Source organism: Micromonospora phaseoli (assembly GCF_900109115.1).
GTDB lineage: Bacteria > Actinomycetota > Actinomycetes > Mycobacteriales > Micromonosporaceae > Micromonospora > Micromonospora phaseoli.
Genome location: NZ_FNYV01000003.1, coordinates 131,878 through 148,061, shown reverse-complemented (window position 1 = coordinate 148,061; position 16,184 = coordinate 131,878). Strand labels below are relative to the sequence as shown.

Here is a 16,184-nt window from a genome sequence, read left to right as displayed (position 1 = left end):
CGCGACGATTCATGATTATTGCGTGACCACCGTGCCGCAACACCCGTCCGAAGGGACGAGACGTCACCGTCCCTCTTCCGCACTGGCCCGAGCCGCCCGCGATCTGGCGGCAGCCGGCGTGGTCTCGGCCCGGGCGGAGGCGGAGTTGCTGGCCGCGTACGTGCTCCAGGTGCCCCGGGGGCGGTTGGCCCTCGCGGACGGGTTCACCGACAGTCAGCTCGACGTCTACCACACGCTGGTGGCGCGGCGAGCCCAGCAGGAGCCCCTGCAACACCTCACCGGCAGCGCCGGCTTCCGACACCTGGAGCTGGCCGTCGGGCCGGGTGTCTTCGTGCCACGCCCGGAGACCGAACTGCTCGCCGGCTGGGGGGTCGAGCGAGCCCGGCAGGTCGATCGGGCCGGCGGCGCGCCGCCGCTGGTGGTGGATCTGTGCAGCGGGTCCGGGGCGATCGCGCTGTCGGTGGCGCACGAGGTGCCGGCGGCCCGGGTGGTCGCGGTGGAACGCTCTCCCGCCGCGCTGTCCTGGCTGCGGCGTAACGCGGCGGCCCGGGTCGCCGCGGGGGACCGGCCGATCGAGGTGGTCGAGGCGGACGCCACCGACCCGGACCTGCTGGCCGAGCTGGTCGGCCGGGTCGACGTGCTGCTCTGCAACCCGCCCTACGTCCCGCAGGCGGTGGCCGTGCCGCCGGAGGTGGCCGGGCACGACCCGGCGGAGGCGGTGTTCGGTGGCACGGACGGCCTGGCCGTCATCCGCCCGGTGGTCGACCGGGCGGCGGCCCTGCTGCGCCTCGGCGGCGGGCTGGGCATCGAGCACGACGACAGTCACGGTACGGCGGTGCCCGGACTGCTCACCGCGCACGGCGGGTACGCGTCGATCGCCGACCACCACGACCTCGCCGGTCGGCCCCGTTTCGTCACCGCGTCCCGCCGGGCGGACCGCCCGGCACCTGACCCGGCGCAGACGTGGCAGACTGGCTCCTCGTGATGCTCTACGACTGCCGGTCGCTCGCCGACCGGGACCGCGGCATCGCTGCGGCCATCGAGGCGGTCCGCAACGGTGAGCTTGTCGTCCTGCCGACCGACACGGTCTACGGGATCGGCGCGGACGCGTTCACCCCGTACGCGGTCAAGGCGCTGCTGGACGCCAAGGGCGCGGCGCACGTGCCACCGCCGGTGCTGATCGGCTCCCGGCACACCCTCGACGGGCTGACCTACACGCTGCCGCCCGCGGCGCGGGACCTGGTGGAGGCCTTCTGGCCGGGGGCGCTCACCATTCTGGTGAAGCACTCGGCGAGTTTGCGGTGGGATCTCGGCGACGACAGCGGCACGGTCGCGGTGCGAATGCCGCTGCACCCGGTGGCGCTGGAGGTGCTGCGCGAGACCGGGCCGATGGCGGTGGCCTCGGCAAACAAGACCGGCAAGCCGGCCGCGCTCACCGCCGACCAGGCACGGGACCAGCTGGCGTACTCCGTGCGCGCCTACCTGGAGGCGGGGCCGGCGGTGGATCCGGTGCCGAGCACGATCGTGGATCTGACCGGCGACGAGCCGGTGCTCGTCCGGGAGGGTGCCATCGACCTGGCCCGGCTGCGCGACGTGGTGCCGCAGCTGCGCGAGAGCCAGGAGGTGTAGGTGCCTCCCTTCACCGTCCTGCACGTCTGCATGGGAAACATCTGCCGTTCGCCGATGGCCGAGCGGCTGCTCACCCTCGCCGTGGGGGAGCGACTCGCCCGGCGTGCCGTCGATCCGGCCCGGGCCGAGGAGCTGCTGCACAGCCACAGCGCGGGCACCGGTGGCTGGCACGCCGGCGAGGAGATGAACCCGCCCGCCGCCCGCCAGGTCGTCACCCGGGGCGGCGCGGTCACCGGGTTCGCCGCCCGCAAGCTGCGTTCCGACCACATCGACGCCGCCGACCTCGTCCTGACCGCCACCGCCGACCAGCAGGAGTACGTGGTCGCGTTGCGTCCCGACGCCGCCTCCCGCACGTTCGTGCTGGGCGAGTTCGGCCGACTGCTGGCCGTCCTGGATCCGGCGGTGCTGCCGGTGGCCGAGGCCACCGCGGACGCCGTTCACGCCCGTGGGGTGGCCCTGGTCGAGGCCGCGCACGTGGCTCGCCAGGGGACCACCCCGCTCGCCACCGACGATCTCGACGACCCGTGGGGCCGCGGCGACCAGTGCTTCAGCCGGGTGGCCGACGAGATCGAGGAGACGGTGCACCCGCTCGCCGCGATCCTGCTCCCCTGATCGGTGAATTTCATCCGGGTTTGAGGGAAAAGCGCGGCAGAAGGGGTGATTAGCCCCATCCTGGGGGAGTCCTGCCGGCTCCTGCGGGGAGAGCTGATGACCCGGGCGTTCCTGCCGAAGATCTTCACCGTCCTGCTGGCCGGCGTACTGGCCGGCCTGGCGCTGGCGGCGGCGGCCCTGCCGGCCGCGTTGGTGTTCGGCATCGGCTTCTCGGCGCTCGCCGCGCCGTACGCGGAGCTGCCCAACACGCTGCGTACGCCGCCGACGGCCCAGCGGTCCAACCTGTACGCCAACGACGGCACCACCCTGATCACCTCCTTCTACCAGGAGGACCGGGTGGACGTGCCGCTGCGCGAGGTGGCCCCCGTGATGCGCCAGGCCATCGTCGCCGCCGAGGACGCCCGGTTCCACGAACACAGCGGGGTGGACCTGCGGGGCATCGTCCGGGCGTTCGCCGTCAACCGGCGCGACGGGGCCACCCGGCAGGGCGCCTCCACGCTGACCATGCAGTACGTCCGTAACGTGCTGAGCACCGACCCGCGGCTGACCGAGGCGCAACGGGTCGCGGCCACCGAGGTGAGCACCGCTCGCAAGATCCAGGAGATCCGTTACGCGCTGGCCTTGGAGCGTGAGCTGACCAAGGACCAGATCATGGCCCGCTACCTCAACATCGCCTACTTCGGCGCCGGAGCGTACGGCGTCGCCGCCGCCAGCAAGCGCTACTTCTCCACCTCCCCGGCCAAGCTCACCCTGGCCCAGTCGGCGCTGCTGGCCGGGCTGGTCCGGTCACCGGACAGCGACGACCCGATCAACGGGGACGCGGACAGCGCGACCGAGCGGCGCGCGTACGTGTTGGACCGGATGGTCGAGTCGGGCCAGCTCACGCCCGACGTGGCGGCCCGGGCCCGGGCCGAGCCGCTGAACCTGCGGCCCAGCGAGACCCCGAACGACTGCACCGCCGTGCCCGAGGGGCACAACGACTGGGCCTTCTTCTGCGACTGGTTCACCCGCTGGTGGAACGACCAGCGGGCGTTCGGGGGCAGCGTCGACGAGCGGCAACGCACCCTGCGCCGGGGCGGTTTCACGATCGTCTCCTCGCTCGACCCGGGCGTGCAGCGGGCGACCACCGAGCAGGTCCGCCGGATCTACTCGGTGGAGCATCCGCACGCCCTGCCGACCGCCGTCGTGCAGCCCGGCACCGGGCGGGTGGTCGCCATGTCGGTCAACCGGGTCTACAGCGTCGCGGCCAACCCGAGCGGACAGCAGAACCACCCCAACACCGTCAACCAGCTCGTCGCCGGTGGCGGCACCATCGTCGGCTACCAGGCCGGCTCGACGTTCAAGCTCTTCACCATGCTGGCCGCACTGGAGGCCGGACTGCCGCTGCGTACCGTCTTCGACGCCCCACCGCGGATCGTCACCGACTATCGGATCAGCGGCGAGGCGAGCTGCGGCGGGTACTGGTGCCCGCAGAACGCCAGCGCCTCGGCGAGCGGCGTGCACGACATGTGGTCCGCGTTCGGCAACTCGGTCAACACCTACTTCGCCTGGCTGACCGAGCGGGTCGGCGCGGACCGGGTGGTGGAGATGGCCGAGCGCCTGGGCATCGTGTTCCGGGCCGAGGACGACGCGCAGCTGGCCCGGCACGGTGCCCGCGAGTGGGGGCCGTTCACCCTCGGCGTGGCCGCCACCACCCCGCTCGACCTGGCGGGGGCGTACGCGACGGTGGCCGCCGAGGGCACCTGGTGCGCGCCCACGCCGGTCACCTCGATCACCGATGCCGACGGCCGCCGGGTCGCCGCCGGCGCGCCGGACTGTCGGCAGGTGCTCGATGTCGACGTGGCCCGGGCGGCGGCGGACGCGGCCCGCTGCCCGGTCGGCGACCAGTCGATGTACCAGGGCTGTGCCGGTGGCACGGCGAGCCGGCTGCGTGGCCAGCTGGCTCGGCCGGTGGCGGGCAAGACCGGCAGCTCCGAGCGGTACGCCACGGAGACCGTGGTGGCCTTCACCCCGCAGCTGGTGGTCGCGGCGATGGCGGCCAACCCCGACGAGCCGCGCGACGCCGTCGGCCGGGCGGTGCAGGCCGTCATGGTGGAAGGGGTGGGAGAGATCCTCGGCTTCGCCCTGCGGGACGAGCCGGTCCGCGACTTCGTGCCGCCCAGCGAGACGACCGCCTGGCGGATCACCGGTCAACGCACCGGCAACTGACCGGCAATCCGCTCGGCTCCCGCGGCGATGTTGCGGGCCATCCCGCCGAAGACCAGCGCGTGGAACGGCGCCACCGCGGCCCAGTACGCGTGGCCGACCAGGCCCCGGGGCAGGAACACCGCCCGCTGCCGGTACGCGACCCGTCCGGCGTCGTCCCGCTGCACCCGCATCTCCAGCCAGGCTCGGCCGGGCAGCCGCATCTCGGCGCGCAGTCGCAGCAGCTCGCCGGGCACGATCTCCTCGACCCGCCAGAAGTCCAGCGCCTCGCCGACCCGCAGCTGGTGCGGGTGCCGCCGGCCGCGACGCAGCCCCACGCCGCCGACCAGCCGGTCCAGCCACCCCCTCGCCGACCAGGCCAGCGGGAACGAGTACCAGCCGTGCTCGCCGCCGACACCCTCGATCACCCGCCACAACGCCTCCGGCGAGGCCGCCACCGCCTGCTCCCGCATGTCGGTGTAGGCGGTGCCGCCGCTCCAGTCCGGGTCGCTGGGCAGCGGCTCGGCAGGCGCGTCCCGGCCGGCCGCGCTCGACCAGCGGGTCTCCACCTGGGCGTCGCGGACCATGGTCAGGGCCAGCTCGACCGCCTGGTCGAAGCCGGTCAGCCCGCCCGGCGGGTCGGGCAGGTACGCCGCGATGTCGTGCTCGTGCGCGACCGCCTCGTGCACCAGGCTCTCCACCAGCGGCCGGGCGAGCGCGCTGGGCACCGGGGTGACCAGCCCGACCCAGTGCGACGAGAGCGTGGGCGTCAGCAGGCGCACCGGCAGCAGCAGCCGGGGGGAGAGCCCGGCCACCCGGGCGTAGCGCTGCATCATCTCGGCGAAGGTCAGCACGTCCGGTCCGGCGATGTCGAAGGCCCGGTTGACCTCGGGAGGCAGCGTCGCGCAGCCGACCAGGTAGCGCAGCACGTCCCGGATCGCGATCGGCTGGATCCGGTTCTTCACCCAGCGCGGGGTGATCATCACCGGCAGCCGCTCGGTCAGGTAGCGCAGCATCTCGAAGGAGGCCGAGCCGGAGCCGAGGATCACCGCCGCCCGCAGCACCACCGTGGGCACCCCGCTGCCCAGCAGGATCTGCGCCACCTCGCTGCGGGAGCGCAGGTGCGCCGAGGAGGCGTCGCCGGTCGCCGGCTGCGGCCCGCCCAGGTAGACGATCCGCCGTACGCCGGCCGCGCGGGCGGCCTCGGCGAAGGCAGTCGCGGCCTGCCGGTCGGCGGTCTCGAAGCTGGCCTGGCCGAGCGAGTGCACCAGGTAGTACGCCACGTCGACGTCGTCGAACACCCCGGCCAGGGTCTCTGGTCGGCCCAGGTCTCCCTCGACCACCTCGACCTGCGGGGCCCACGGCACGTCGCGCAGCCGTCCGGCCCGCCGGGCCAGGCAGCGCACCGTGTGTCCCTCGGTCAGCAGGCGGGGGGCCAGCCGCCCGCCGATGTATCCCGTCGCACCGGTCACCAGGCATCTCACGGTCTCCAGTCTGCGGTCTCCTAGACTCGTGCGCTGTGGAGACCGTCAAGGGCACCTTCTGGGGGCCGGACTTCGAGCAGCTCAGCACGACCGACCCGGAGATCGCGGAGGTGGTGCTCGGCGAACTCGACCGGCTGCGCGGGGGCCTGCAACTCATCGCCAGCGAGAACCTCACCTCGCCGGCGGTGCTCGCCGCGCTGGGGTCGACGCTGACGAACAAGTACGCCGAGGGCTACCCCGGCCGGCGCTACTACGGCGGCTGCGCGCAGGTGGACCGGGCCGAGGAGATCGGCATCGCCCGGGCGAAGGACCTCTTCGGCGCCGCGCACGCCAACCTCCAGCCGCACTCCGGCGCGAGCGCCAACCTGGCCGCCTACGCGGCGCTGGTGCAGCCGGGCGACACCGTGCTGGCGATGGAGTTGCCGCACGGCGGGCACCTGACCCACGGCAGCCGGGTCAACTTCTCCGGCAAGTGGTTCCACACCGTCGGGTACAGCGTCCGGCAGGACACCGAGCTGATCGACTACGACGAGGTACGCGACCTCGCGCTCGCGCACCGGCCCAAGATGATCATCTGCGGGGCGACGGCGTACCCGCGGCTGATCGACTTCGCCCTGTTCCGGGAGATCGCCGACTCGGTCGGTGCGTACCTGATGGTGGACGCGGCGCACTTCATCGGGCTGGTCGCCGGGCAGGCGATCCCGTCCCCGGTGCCGTACGCCGACGTGGTCTGCGCGACCACGCACAAGGTGCTGCGCGGGCCACGCGGCGGCATGATCCTGTGCCGGGAGCCGCTGGCCGAGCGGATCGACAAGGCGGTCTTCCCGTTCACCCAGGGCGGTCCGCTGATGCACGCGGTGGCGGCGAAGGCCGTCGCGCTGCACGAGGCGGCCCAGCCGGCCTACCGCACGTACGCCGCGCAGGTGGTGGCCAACGCGCGGGCGCTCGCCGACGGGCTGGCGGCCGAGGGGATGCGCCCGGTCTCCGGCGGTACCGACACCCACCTGACCCTGATCGACCTGCGGGAGACCGGGGTTACCGGGGCCGAGGCGGAGGCGCGCTGCGACGCCGCGACCATCACGCTGAACAAGAACGCGATCCCCTACGATCCGCAGAAACCGATGGTCGCCTCGGGCATCCGGGTGGGCACTCCGGGCGTCACCACCCAGGGCATGGGCGAGCCGCAGATGAGACAGATCGCCGAGCTGATTGGTCGAGCCGTGCGGACCGACCCGGCGGCGCCGGGCGGGACCGACGCGCTGGCCCGGATCGCCGCCGACGTGGCCGAGCTGGTCGCCGCCTTCCCGGCGTACCCCCGATGAGCGCCCCCCGTGCCGGCGAACCCGGCGTGCCTGCGACGGACGTGCCGCGCGCCGGCGAGCCCGGCGCGATCCGGGCCCGGCTGCCGTACCTCCGCCTGCCGCTGCTCGCCTGCGCCGCGTTGGCCGTGGTCGGGGTGCCGGCCGCCGCCGTGCTGCGCGGCCCGACCGGGGCGGCCGGGGTGGCCGCCGGCATCGCTCTGGTGGTCGTCAGCTACCTGATCTCCGGTCTCTCGGTGGCCTGGGCCGACGCGGTCCACCCAAAACTGATCATGTCGGTGGGCCTGGTCACCTACGTCACGAAGATCGTCATCCTGGGCGTGGTGATGGCGGCCGTCGCGGCCACCGGCTGGCCCGGGTTGCCGGACCTGGGGGTGGCCATCATCGCGGCGGTGGTTGTCTGGACGGGAGCCCACCTGACCTGGGCGTTGCGCTCCCCGCTGCCCACGGTGGACCGGTCGTCGGATCACTGACCGTACGGCTGGCGTTTCCCGGGCGTTTCGCGGGCCTGTCGCCCCGGCCGGACAGGAGTAGGCTGACTCCGGCTTGACGCGCCCGCAACCGCCCGCACGCTGCTCGCAGTGTGGGGGGTGCCGCACACTCGCGAAACACCCGGCTGATAGTGTTCGCCTCGTCATGGCCGACAACTCTCACCCCAGAAGCCCCGACGAACACTCGTCGGAAGGTGTCGCCGGAGCCGTCCTCGGCTACCTGCTCGCCGGCATCGTGGTGTGGGGATTCCTCGGCTGGTTGGCGGGGGAGTTCCTCGGAGTGCCGACCGGTGTTGGGATCGCCGTGGGCATGATGCTCGGCGCAGCCGGAGCGATCTACCTGATCATGAAGAGGCTCGGTGCCTGAGTTCCGGCACGCGTGGGTCTGTCGAGTGCGGAGGATGACACGGTGAGCGGACAGCTTGTCGCCGCGGAGGGCCTGCCCTGGCCCCCCAGCGTCGGAGACTTCTACCCGCCGGATCTCGCCGGCCCGTGGGTCACGAAGTTCACGCTCATGGTCTGGCTGGCCGTCGGGATCCTGATCATCTTCTTCATGGCCACCTATCGGAACCCGAAGCTGGTGCCGAGCAAGGGCCAGTGGTACGCGGAGTCGATCTACGGCCTGGTCCGGGACAACATCGCCCGTGAGCAGATGGGCAAGGACGGCATCCGGTTCGCGCCGTACTTCACCGTGCTGTTCTGCTTCATCGCGGTGACAAACCTCTTCGGCGTCACCCCCGGGTTGCAGATCTCGCCGAACTCACACATCGCCTTCCCGATCGTGCTGGCCGCGATCACCTACGTGATGTACCTCTACATCGGTGTCCGCAAGCAGGGCCTGGGCCGCTACCTCAAGCAGAGCCTGATCATCCCGGGCGTGCCGTGGCCGATGCACTTCCTGCTGATCCCGATCGAGTTCCTGCAGAACTTCATCAACCGGCCGGTCACCCTGGCGGTGCGACTCTTCGCCAACATGTTCGCCGGTCACCTGATCCTGCTGGTCTTCACCGTCGGCGGCTTCGTGATGCTGGCCTCAGACAACATCTTCATTCAGGCGACGTCGATCTTCTCGTTCCTGATGGCGATTTTGATGGCCTTCTTCGAGGTGCTGGTCTCGCTGTTGCAGGCCTACGTCTTCGTCACCCTGACCGCCAACTACATCGGCACGTCGCTCGCCGACGGGCACTGATCCAGAGACCTCGGCGGGCCGCCCGGCCCGACCAAACTTCCGGTACGACCGCGTACGCGTGAGAACTCACGCGTCTACTAGGAGGAATACCCGCAATGGACGTTATTGCCGCCATCGAGGGCAACGTCAACACCATCGGCTACGGCCTCGCCGCCATCGGCCCCGGCATCGGTGTCGCCCTGGTCTTCGCGGCCTACATCCAGGCCAGCGCCCGCCAGCCGGAGTCCGCCGGCTACAACCGCACCTGGCTGGTCCTGGGCTTCGCGCTGGTCGAGGCGCTCGCCCTGTTCGGCCTGGTGCTCGCGTTCGCAGTCTGACGTAGCCCGACGCGACCCGGAGGTCTGACATGTACGTCGCCGCTGAAGGTGTGGAGCACCACCCGCTCGTGCCGATCTGGCAGGAGCTCGTCGTCGGGTCGATCGCCTTCGCCCTGCTCTGCTTCGTCCTGATGAAGTTCGTGATGCCGCGCATGGAGGCGATGTACCAGGCGCGGGTCGACGCGATCGAGGGCGGCCTCAAGCGTGCCGAGGCAGCTCAGGCCGAGGCCAACCAGCTGCTGGAGCAGTACCGGGCCCAGCTCGCCGAGGTGCGTACCGAGGCGGCCAAGATCCGGGACGACGCCCGCGCCGACGCCGAGTCGATCCGGACCGAAATCCTCGCCAAGGCTCGGGAGGAGTCCGACCGGATCATCGCGGCCGGCCGGGATTCGCTGGCCGTGGAGCGGCAGACCATCGTGCGCGAGCTGCGCGCGGAGGTCGGCGGCCTCGCGGTCGACCTGGCCAGCCGGATCGTGGGCGAGTCGCTCGCCGACGAGGCCCGTCGCAAGGGCACCGTCGAGCGGTTCCTCACCGATCTCGAGAGCGCGGGGGCCCGCTGATGCGGGCTGCCAGCCGGGAGACCTACTCCGTCGCGCTCGCGCGGCTGGAGGAGTACCTCCGGGGGGCCGAGCCGTCGGCCGCCGCCACCACCGGCGCGGAGCTGCTCACCGTGGCGGACCTGCTGCGGCGTGAGGTCCGGCTGCGCCGGGCGCTCTCCGATCCGGCCCGTTCGGGCGAGGACCGGGCCGGCCTGTTGACCGGGGTGCTCTCCGGCAAGGTCGGTGCGGACGCGCTGGAGCTGCTCGGCACCCTGGTGACCGGCCGGTGGTCGGCACCGTCGGAGCTGCTCGACGCGGTCGAACGCCTCGGCGTGCAGGCCCTGCTCGGCAGCGCGGACCGCGCCGGCGAGCTCGGCGAGGTGGAGGACGAGCTGTTCCGCTTCGGCCAGGTGGTCGCCGCGGATCGGCAGCTGTCCAACACCCTGTCCGACCCGATCGCACCGGTGGCCCAGCGGGCCGAGCTGGTCGGGATGCTCCTGACCGACAAGGCCCGGCCGGTGACCGTGCGACTGGTGGAGGCGGCCCTGGCCGGCTTCGGTGGCCGGTCGTTCTCCGCCGGGCTGACCCGACTGGTGGAGCTGGCGGCGGATCGCCGCGACCGACAGGTCGCGTACGTGACCGTCGCGGCACCGCTGACCGAGGACGAGGAACGCCGGCTGGGCGACCAGCTCTCGACCATCTACGGGCGGGAGGTCGCCGTGAAGCTTACGGTGGACCCGACGATCCTCGGCGGAGCGAGCGTTCGGGTGGGTTCGGACCTGTACGACGGGACGATCCTGCGCCGCCTCAACGAGACCCGTAACGCGCTCGCGAAGCGCTGACCAACACCCCGCGAAGCGCTCGGAATGACAGTCGACCCGAGGACCGGTCGGTACTAGGTATCCCGGGCCCCTGATACTTAAGGAAGCAGAGGATGGCCGAGCTGACCATCTCGACGGAGGACATCCGTGGCGCCCTCGAGCGCTACGTCTCCTCCTACTCGCCCGACGTCTCCCGTGAGGAGGTCGGCACCGTCGCCGACACCGGCGACGGCATCGCCCACGTCGAGGGCCTGCCCTCGACCATGACCAACGAGCTGCTGGAGTTCGAGGACGGCACGCTCGGCGTGGCGCTGAACCTCGACGTCCGGCAGATCGGTGTCGTCGTCCTCGGCGACTACTCGGGGCTTGAGGAGGGGCAGCGCGTCAAGCGCACCGGCCGGGTGCTCTCGGTACCGGTCGGCGACGGCTTCCTCGGCCGCGTGGTCGACGCGCTCGGCAAGCCGATCGACGGCCTCGGCGACATCACCGACGAGGGCTACCGCGAGCTGGAGCTCCAGGCCCCGAACGTGATGGCGCGGCAGTCCGTGTTCGAGCCGCTGCAGACCGGCATCAAGGCCATCGACGCGATGACCCCGATCGGTCGGGGCCAGCGGCAGCTGATCATCGGTGACCGCAAGACCGGTAAGACCACGGTCGCCCTGGACGCCATCCTCAACCAGCGCGAGAACTGGGCCTCCGGCGACCCGAAGAAGCAGGTCCGCTGCATCTACGTCGCCATCGGTCAGAAGGCCTCCACCATCGCCTCCATCAAGGGCCAGCTGGAGGAGGCGGGCGCGATGGAGTACACCACCATCGTCGCCTCCCCGGCGTCGGACCCGGCGGGCTTCAAGTACCTCGCCCCGTACACCGGCTCGTCCATCGGCCAGCACTGGATGTACAACGGCAAGCACGTCCTCATCGTCTTCGACGACCTGAGCAAGCAGGCCGAGGCGTACCGTGCCGTGTCGCTGCTGCTGCGTCGCCCGCCGGGCCGTGAGGCGTACCCGGGTGACGTCTTCTACCTGCACTCCCGGCTGCTGGAGCGCTGCGCGAAGCTCTCCGACGAGATGGGCGGCGGATCGATGACCGGCCTGCCGATCATCGAGACGAAGGCCAACGACATCTCGGCCTTCATCCCGACCAACGTCATCTCCATCACCGACGGCCAGATCTTCCTGGAGACCGACCTGTTCAACCAGGGCGTCCGGCCGGCCATCAACGTCGGCACCTCGGTCTCCCGGGTCGGTGGCGCCGCGCAGGTGAAGCCGATGCGCAAGGTCGCCGGCTCGCTGCGGCTGAACCTGGCCCAGTTCCGTGAGCTGGAGGCGTTCGCCGCCTTCGCCTCCGACCTGGACCGGGCCTCCCGCGCCCAGCTGGACCGCGGCGCCCGCCTGGTGGAGCTGCTCAAGCAGCCGAACTACTCGCCGTATCCGGTGCAGGACGAGGTCGTCTCGGTCTGGGCCGGCACCGAGGGCAAGCTCGACGACGTCCCGGTCGGTGACGTGCGGCGCTTCGAGACCCAGTTCCTGGAGCACCTGCGGCGCAAGCACAGCGCCACGCTGCAGGCGATCGCCGACAACAAGTGGGACGACGACATCATCGCCACCCTCGACACGGCCGTCGCGGAGTTCAAGCAGGGCTTCCTCGGCCGCGAGGACGAGCGCACGATCAACGAGGCGCCGGCGGCGCCGCTGGAGGGCGAGGCCGAGCACGAGACGGTCACCCGCTACAGCGGCGAGGCTCCGGCCCAGAAGCAGTAGGGCCGAGCCATGGCGGCGCAGGTACGTGTTCTTCGTCAACGGATTCGCTCGGCGAAGGGGATGAAGAAGATCACCAAGGCGATGGAGCTCGTGGCGACGAGCCGGATCGCCAAGGCCCAGGCCCGGGTGGGGGCGTCCCTGCCGTACGCCCGGGCGATCACCGGCGTCCTCACGGCGCTGGCGTCCAACGCCTCGGTCGACCATCCGCTGCTCACTCCGCGCGAGCGGGTGCGGCGGGCGGGTGTACTGCTGGTGACCGCCGACCGGGGCCTGGCCGGCGGTTACAGCTCCAACGCCATCCGGACGGCGGAGTCGCTGGTCGCCCGGCTTGAGGCCGACGGTAAGCAGCCGGTGCTCTACGTCATCGGGCGCAAGGGCGTGTCGTTCTACCGGTTCCGCAACCGGCCGATCGAGGGCAGTTGGACGGGCTTCTCGGAGCAGCCGTCCTTCGCCGACGCGCGCGAGGTGGGCGAGACGCTGATCAAGGCGTTCTCGGCCGGCGCTGACGATGTCGACGGCGAGCCGGGCCCGGACGGGGTACGCGGGGTCGACGAGTTGCACATCGTCTACACCGAGTTCAAGTCCCTGATGACGCAGAACCCGGTCACCCGGATCATCGGCCCGCTGCAGATCGAGGAGCGGCCCCGATCGGAGGCTGCCCCCGGTGTACTGCCGGCGTACGAGTTCGAGCCGGACGCGGAGGCGCTGCTGGACGCGCTGCTGCCGAAGTACATCAACACGCGGATCTACGCGGCGTTGCTGGAGTCGGCGGCCAGCGAGTCGGCGGCCCGGCGGCGGGCGATGAAGAGCGCCACCGACAACGCGGAAGACATGATCGACAAGTACACGCGTGAGATGAACTCGGCCCGCCAGGCCGGGATCACCCAGGAGATCAGTGAGATCGTCGGCGGCGCGAACGCGCTGGCCGCGTCGGGAAGTGAAGTGTGATGACTGTATCCGCAGTTGCTGGTGGACCAGCTGAGACCAAGACGGCCACGGGTCGCGTGGTCCGGGTCATCGGCCCGGTCGTCGACGCCGAGTTCCCGCGCGACGCCATGCCGGACCTGTTCAACGCCCTGCAGGTGAGCGTGACCCTCTCCGGCGGCGAGAAGACGCTCACCCTGGAAGTCGCCCAGCACCTGGGTGACAACGTGGTTCGCGCCATCTCGATGCAGCCCACCGACGGTCTGGTACGCGGCGCCGAGGTCCGTGACACCGCCTTCCCGATCCGGGTGCCGGTCGGCGACGCGGTCAAGGGCCACGTGTTCAACGCGATCGGCGAGTGCCTCAACCTCACCGAGGGCGAGAGCATCGAGGCCGACGATCTCTGGGGCATCCACCGCAAGGCCCCGGCCTTCGCGGACCTGGAGCCGAAGACCGAGATGCTGGAGACCGGCATCAAGGTGATCGACCTGCTCGCCCCGTACGTCAAGGGTGGCAAGATCGGCCTGTTCGGCGGCGCCGGTGTGGGCAAGACGGTGCTCATCCAGGAGATGATCACCCGGGTGGCCCGGAACTTCGGTGGTACCTCGGTCTTCGCCGGCGTGGGTGAGCGCACCCGTGAGGGCAACGACCTCATCCACGAGATGACCGAGTCCGGCGTCATCGACAAGACCGCGCTGGTCTTCGGCCAGATGGACGAGCCCCCGGGCACCCGGCTGCGGGTCGCGCTCTCCGCGCTGACCATGGCGGAGTACTTCCGTGACGTGAAGAAGCAGGAGGTGCTGCTCTTCATCGACAACATCTTCCGCTTCACCCAGGCCGGTTCCGAGGTCTCCACCCTGCTGGGCCGGATGCCCAGCGCGGTGGGTTACCAGCCGACCCTGGCCGACGAGATGGGTGAGCTGCAGGAGCGGATCACCTCCGTCCGAGGCCAGGCCATCACCTCCATGCAGGCGATCTACGTGCCGGCGGACGACTACACCGACCCCGCCCCGGCCACCACGTTCGCCCACCTGGACGCGACCACGAACCTGGAGCGGTCGATCTCCGACAAGGGCATCTACCCGGCGGTCGACCCGCTGGCGTCCTCGTCGCGGATCCTGGCTCCCGAGTTCGTCGGCCAGGAGCACTTCCAGGTGGCCAGCGAGGTGAAGCGGATCCTGCAGCGTTACAAGGACCTGCAGGACATCATCGCCATCCTCGGTATCGAGGAGCTCTCCGAGGAAGACAAGATCACGGTCCAGCGGGCCCGGCGGATCGAGCGCTTCCTGTCGCAGAACACCTACGCGGCGGAGCAGTTCACCGGCGTACCGGGCTCGACGGTCCCGATCAAGGAGACCATCGAGGCGTTCCGGAAGATCAGCGAAGGGGAGTACGACCACTTCCCCGAGCAGGCGTTCTTCATGTGCGGTGGGCTCGACGACCTGGAGAAGAAGGCCGCCGAGCTGATGAAGAGCTGACCCTTCGACACGAACGAACAGAAGGCCGTCCCGGTAACCCCGGGGCGGCCTTCTGTTCATCTTCACGACGTAGCATCGCCGCTGCCCGGTTTCCCGCGCTCGGCGATCACGCCGCCTGCGAGATACCGTCTAGCCACACTCGTTGCGCCGACGAGCGGTGATCGGTTAAACCATTCGGCTACGCGCGCCCGTATTCCCCAGGGGACGCGACGAACGGAGATGCTTGTGGGCAAGGCCGGTAGGGGCGGTAGACGCGGTAAGCGCGGTGGACGCCCATCGGTATGGCGGGGTGTGCCGCGCTGGGCGCAGCTCTGCACCATCTTCGGCGTGGTGCTGATGGTGCTCAGCGGCACGAGCCTGGTGGGCGCGGAGGCGCTGATGGCCCGCTACGAGGGTGCGATCGGCAAGGCCGACCTCTTCGGCGACCAGGCGGCCGGCGCCACGCCCAAGAGCGACATCAAGGGGCCGCTCAACATCCTGCTGGTCGGCATCGACCCCCGCGACGAGGACACGCCGCCGCTGTCCGACGCGATCATGGTCCTGCACGTGCCGAAGGAGATGGACCGGGCCTACCTCTTCTCCCTGCCGCGCGACCTCTACGTCGACATCCCGGCGTTCCGCAAGGCGGAGTTCAACGGCGACACCACAAAGCTCAACGCCGCGATGTCCTACGGCAGCCGGGTGCCCGGCGGCAAGCCGGACGCGGCGCGTGGCTTCGAACTGCTCGCCATCACCGTGCAGAACGTCACCGGAATCGAGCGCTTCGACGCCGGCGCGATCATCAACTTCTCCGGCTTCCGGAAGATCGTCGACGCCATGGGTGGCGTCACCATGAACATCGAGCGGGAGGTCCGCTCCGAGCACCGCGAGCCGGACGGCAAGCACCGCAAGGGCAACCCGAACGGCGCGGGTTACATCGGGCCGCAGGCGGTCTACCCGAAGGGCAAGCAGCACCTGAGCGGCTGGCAGGCGCTGGACTACGTCCGCCAGCGGTACCCGGAGAACGGCGTCCCGGACGGCGACTACGGCCGGCAGCGGCACCAGCAGCAGTTCGTCAAGGCAATGGCCGGGCAGGCGCTCAGCGCCGACGTGGTGACCAACCCGGTCAAGCTCGACAAGGTGCTCCGGGCGGCCGGCGAGTCGTTGATTTTCAGTGGCCGGGGGCACAGCGTGGTCGACTTCGGTCTCGCGCTCAAGGACATCCGTCCCGGCAACATTCAGATGATCAAGCTGCCGGGCGGTGGCATCAGCGAGAACGGCAAGTACCTCGGCGAGCGCTTCGAGCCCGAGGTCGACGAGTTCTTCGTCGCCCTGGAGCGGGAACTGCTGGACCCGTTCCTGCTCGAACACCCCAAGCTGCTGAGCAGGAGTTGACCGTGGCGCAGGTCTCGGCACCCGCATGTAGAACGCGTCCGGGGCCGGACTAGACTTTTCCCA

At 70.8% G+C, this 16,184-nt stretch carries 16 protein-coding genes; 15 read left to right on the top strand and 1 reads right to left on the bottom strand.

Annotation, left to right across the window (positions count from 1 at the left end):
- The first annotated feature begins 31 nt into the window (after nt 1-31).
- From prmC to BMY89_RS08965, 4 genes are all read left to right on the top strand, one after another.
- A complete protein-coding gene (gene prmC / locus BMY89_RS08980; RefSeq protein WP_372433305.1) occupies nt 32-985 on the top strand; it encodes a peptide chain release factor N(5)-glutamine methyltransferase in 954 nt (317 codons plus the stop codon).
- Nucleotides 985-1,629, top strand: coding sequence for an L-threonylcarbamoyladenylate synthase (locus tag BMY89_RS08975; RefSeq protein ID WP_092379162.1), 645 nt, complete (start codon nt 985-987; stop codon nt 1,627-1,629). The genes prmC and BMY89_RS08975 overlap by 1 nt, the downstream gene beginning before the upstream one ends.
- Complete coding sequence (locus BMY89_RS08970; RefSeq protein WP_092377921.1) at nt 1,630-2,241, top strand: arsenate reductase/protein-tyrosine-phosphatase family protein; 612 nt, start codon at nt 1,630-1,632, stop codon at nt 2,239-2,241. It abuts the gene before it with no gap.
- 96 nt (nt 2,242-2,337) lie between these two features.
- On the top strand, nt 2,338-4,449 hold the full coding sequence (locus BMY89_RS08965; protein WP_092377919.1) for a transglycosylase domain-containing protein: 2,112 nt from the start codon (nt 2,338-2,340) through the stop codon (nt 4,447-4,449).
- On the opposite strand, the gene BMY89_RS08960 is transcribed toward BMY89_RS08965, so the two are convergent.
- Complete coding sequence (locus BMY89_RS08960; RefSeq protein ID WP_092377916.1) at nt 4,431-5,909, bottom strand: SDR family oxidoreductase; 1,479 nt, start codon at nt 5,907-5,909, stop codon at nt 4,431-4,433. The two genes, BMY89_RS08965 and BMY89_RS08960, sit on opposite strands and share 19 nt — an antisense overlap.
- A 35-nt stretch (nt 5,910-5,944) precedes the next feature.
- On the opposite strand from BMY89_RS08960, the gene BMY89_RS08955 reads away from it, so the two are divergent.
- The 11 genes from BMY89_RS08955 (at nt 5,945) to BMY89_RS08905 (ending at nt 16,121) form a co-directional block, all read left to right on the top strand.
- Complete coding sequence (locus tag BMY89_RS08955; RefSeq protein WP_092377912.1) at nt 5,945-7,231, top strand: serine hydroxymethyltransferase; 1,287 nt, start codon at nt 5,945-5,947, stop codon at nt 7,229-7,231.
- Nucleotides 7,228-7,701 (top strand): Cg1360 family ATP-synthase-associated protein, encoded by a 474-nt coding sequence (locus BMY89_RS08950; RefSeq protein WP_092377909.1) that lies wholly within the window; start codon nt 7,228-7,230, stop codon nt 7,699-7,701. Before BMY89_RS08955 ends, BMY89_RS08950 begins: the two co-directional genes overlap by 4 nt.
- 163 nt (nt 7,702-7,864) lie before the next feature.
- Entirely contained in the window at nt 7,865-8,086 is a 222-nt protein-coding gene (locus BMY89_RS08945; protein ID WP_092377906.1) for a hypothetical protein, read from the top strand.
- A gap of 42 nt (nt 8,087-8,128) precedes the next feature.
- Nucleotides 8,129-8,908 (top strand): F0F1 ATP synthase subunit A, encoded by a 780-nt coding sequence (atpB, locus tag BMY89_RS08940; RefSeq protein WP_092379159.1) that lies wholly within the window; start codon nt 8,129-8,131, stop codon nt 8,906-8,908.
- 95 nt (nt 8,909-9,003) lie between these two features.
- The gene (gene atpE, locus BMY89_RS08935) at nt 9,004-9,225 is read left to right on the top strand and encodes an ATP synthase F0 subunit C (RefSeq protein ID WP_092377903.1); all 222 of its coding nucleotides are present in this window, start codon (nt 9,004-9,006) and stop codon (nt 9,223-9,225) included.
- A gap of 29 nt (nt 9,226-9,254) precedes the next feature.
- Nucleotides 9,255-9,785 (top strand): F0F1 ATP synthase subunit B, encoded by a 531-nt coding sequence (locus tag BMY89_RS08930; protein ID WP_092377895.1) that lies wholly within the window; start codon nt 9,255-9,257, stop codon nt 9,783-9,785.
- A complete protein-coding gene (locus BMY89_RS08925) occupies nt 9,782-10,606 on the top strand; it encodes a F0F1 ATP synthase subunit delta (protein WP_170147635.1) in 825 nt (274 codons plus the stop codon). The genes BMY89_RS08930 and BMY89_RS08925 overlap by 4 nt, the downstream gene beginning before the upstream one ends.
- A 92-nt stretch (nt 10,607-10,698) precedes the next feature.
- Complete coding sequence (gene atpA, locus BMY89_RS08920) at nt 10,699-12,345, top strand: F0F1 ATP synthase subunit alpha (protein WP_092377889.1); 1,647 nt, start codon at nt 10,699-10,701, stop codon at nt 12,343-12,345.
- Between the two features lie 9 nt (nt 12,346-12,354).
- On the top strand, nt 12,355-13,293 hold the full coding sequence (locus BMY89_RS08915; protein WP_092377888.1) for a F0F1 ATP synthase subunit gamma: 939 nt from the start codon (nt 12,355-12,357) through the stop codon (nt 13,291-13,293).
- Nucleotides 13,293-14,747 carry a F0F1 ATP synthase subunit beta gene (atpD, locus tag BMY89_RS08910; protein ID WP_092377885.1) on the top strand — a complete coding sequence of 485 codons (1,455 nt, stop codon included), beginning with the start codon at nt 13,293-13,295 and terminating at the stop codon, nt 14,745-14,747. Before BMY89_RS08915 ends, atpD begins: the two co-directional genes overlap by 1 nt.
- A gap of 219 nt (nt 14,748-14,966) precedes the next feature.
- On the top strand, nt 14,967-16,121 hold the full coding sequence (locus BMY89_RS08905; protein WP_092377881.1) for an LCP family protein: 1,155 nt from the start codon (nt 14,967-14,969) through the stop codon (nt 16,119-16,121).
- Nucleotides 16,122-16,184 lie beyond the last annotated feature (63 nt).

Bases quoted from the DNA above. Each gene is read 5' to 3' on its own strand.
- BMY89_RS08975 (WP_092379162.1), top strand. From the start codon at position 985: ATGCTCTACGACTGCCGGTCGCTCGCCGACCGGGACCGCGGCATCGCT.
- BMY89_RS08930 (WP_092377895.1), top strand. From the start codon at position 9,255: ATGTACGTCGCCGCTGAAGGTGTGGAGCACCACCCGCTCGTGCCGATC.
- atpD (WP_092377885.1), top strand. From the start codon at position 13,293: ATGACTGTATCCGCAGTTGCTGGTGGACCAGCTGAGACCAAGACGGCC.
- BMY89_RS08945 (WP_092377906.1), top strand. From the start codon at position 7,865: ATGGCCGACAACTCTCACCCCAGAAGCCCCGACGAACACTCGTCGGAA.
- BMY89_RS08905 (WP_092377881.1), top strand. From the start codon at position 14,967: ATGCTTGTGGGCAAGGCCGGTAGGGGCGGTAGACGCGGTAAGCGCGGT.
- BMY89_RS08915 (WP_092377888.1), top strand. From the start codon at position 12,355: ATGGCGGCGCAGGTACGTGTTCTTCGTCAACGGATTCGCTCGGCGAAG.
- BMY89_RS08965 (WP_092377919.1), top strand. From the start codon at position 2,338: ATGACCCGGGCGTTCCTGCCGAAGATCTTCACCGTCCTGCTGGCCGGC.
- atpE (WP_092377903.1), top strand. From the start codon at position 9,004: ATGGACGTTATTGCCGCCATCGAGGGCAACGTCAACACCATCGGCTAC.
- BMY89_RS08950 (WP_092377909.1), top strand. From the start codon at position 7,228: ATGAGCGCCCCCCGTGCCGGCGAACCCGGCGTGCCTGCGACGGACGTG.
- atpA (WP_092377889.1), top strand. From the start codon at position 10,699: ATGGCCGAGCTGACCATCTCGACGGAGGACATCCGTGGCGCCCTCGAG.